Source organism: Halomonas sp. 3A7M, from assembly GCF_014897875.1.
Taxonomy (GTDB): Bacteria; Pseudomonadota; Gammaproteobacteria; order Pseudomonadales; family Halomonadaceae; genus Vreelandella.
The window spans coordinates 1-1,682 of sequence record NZ_JABUZD010000011.1 but is presented as its reverse complement, the minus strand read 5'-3'; the positions used below and the strand labels follow the sequence as shown (position 1 = coordinate 1,682).

The 1,682-nt window shown below is 60.6% G+C and carries 2 protein-coding genes; both read left to right on the top strand.

Translation table 11 applies throughout. The features are described 5' to 3' along the window. On the top strand, positions 1-238 hold a 238-nt coding region (locus tag INT19_RS19305; protein ID WP_226924402.1), incomplete at its 5' end, for a hypothetical protein. Further along, positions 222-1,610: a group II intron reverse transcriptase/maturase gene (gene ltrA / locus INT19_RS00560; RefSeq protein WP_192539937.1), complete on the top strand. Its 1,389-nt coding sequence runs from the start codon at positions 222-224 to the stop codon at positions 1,608-1,610. The genes INT19_RS19305 and ltrA, both read left to right, overlap by 17 nt. Positions 1,611-1,682: the final 72 nt, after the last annotated feature.

Genomic DNA, 1,682 nt, shown 5'->3' with positions numbered 1-1,682 from the left:
GAACAGGGTATCAGAGGGTGCGACACTCATCCTGACACTGGGGGAGGTCGCGCGTCTTACCCTGGGAGGTTTGGTGATCTGCCACAGTGCTACCGGCGTCGAGAGGCGACGGGATGGGTTACCAGACGTCAGCCGAGGCCATAGTAAGTGCCGGTTCACTACGGCACCAAGGGCCGAACATGAAGAACCGCGAGTAGGCGATAACGTCTCGAGGATCGATCATGAAGACAGACCATGACGCTAATACCGTCACTCACCCAGAGGGGCAGGAGCAGAACTCCGCGCCCCAGCCGGTGGGCGTCGAGACGGTCCCGGCGTCGTTATCGTGGACGAAAGCGGAGTCAGCCTCGCTCATGGAGCGGGTCGTTGACCCGGAGAACATGGAGCGAGCTTACCGTAAGGTGGCTGCCAACAAAGGTGCACCGGGTGTCGATGGCATGACGGTGCATCAACTGGCTGACCACCTAAAACAGCACTGGCCAACGTTGCGTGAGCGGCTGTTGGCCGATGCGTATCACCCGAGTCCAGTTCGAGCAGCCACGATCCCCAAGCCTAAAGGCGGAGTGCGGCAGCTCGGAATACCCACGGTCACCGACCGACTGATCCAGCAAGCGCTGTCACAAGTGCTCATGCCGGTCTTCGACCCGGAGTTCTCCGCGTCGAGTTACGGTTACCGCCCCAAACACAGCGCCAAGCAGGCCGTATCGGCCATGAAGGCCCATGTTACCGCTGGCCACCGCTGGGTGGTCGACCTTGACCTGAAAGCCTTCTTCGACCGAGTGAACCACGACCTGCTGATGGCACGGGTAGCGCGGCGCGTTGATGACAAGCGCGTGCTGCGCCTGATCCGCCGCTATCTGGAAGCGGGTATGTTCCAACACGGCTTGCCCACGCCGAGGCGACAGGGGACACCCCAAGGCGGACCACTCAGCCCGCTACTGGCGAACATCCTGCTGGACGATCTGGACAAGGAGCTGGAACGCCGAGGCCACCGCTTCTGCCGCTACGCCGATGACGTTCAGGTGTACGTCAACAGTCGGCGGGCAGGCGAGCGTGTCATGGAAAGCTTGAGTGAGTATCTCGAGAGCTCACTTCGGCTGACGGTCAACCGCACGAAAAGTGCGGTGGATCGGCCATGGAAACGCGGCTATCTGGGCTACCGTCTCACTTGGCACAAGCAGCCGAAGTTGACGCTGGCCAAGGCAAGTCTGAAGCGCATGATGCAGCGTGTTCGTGAGATCCTGAAGCGTGGCAGGGGGCGTAACACCCAACGGATAATCGAAGAGTTGGGGCCAGTCCTGCGTGGATGGGCCAACTACTTCAGCTTTGTTGATGTGAAACGGCCCTTGGAAGCGCTGGATCAATGGATACGTCGCCGCTTACGCGGCCTAATCTGGCGGCAATGGAAACGTTCAGCGACTCGTCGCCGGAAACTTCAAGGGCTGGGCCTGGACGCGCCCCGAGCTTGGAAATCGGCAGGCAATGGTCGAGGTCCTTGGTGGAACGCCGGGGCATCGCACATGAACCAGGCCCTGCCGAGGAAATGGTTTTACGACCAGGGACTGATCTCGGTACTGGATACGGTAAGAGGGCTTAACCGTTCTTCATGAACCGCCGTGGTACGGAACCGTATGCCCGGTGGTGTGAGAGGACAGGGGAGGCGACTCCCCTTCCTACTCGAT

Coding starts and splice junctions, on each gene's coding strand:
- ltrA (WP_192539937.1), top strand. CDS start 222: ATGAAGACAGACCATGACGCTAATACCGTCACTCACCCAGAGGGGCAG.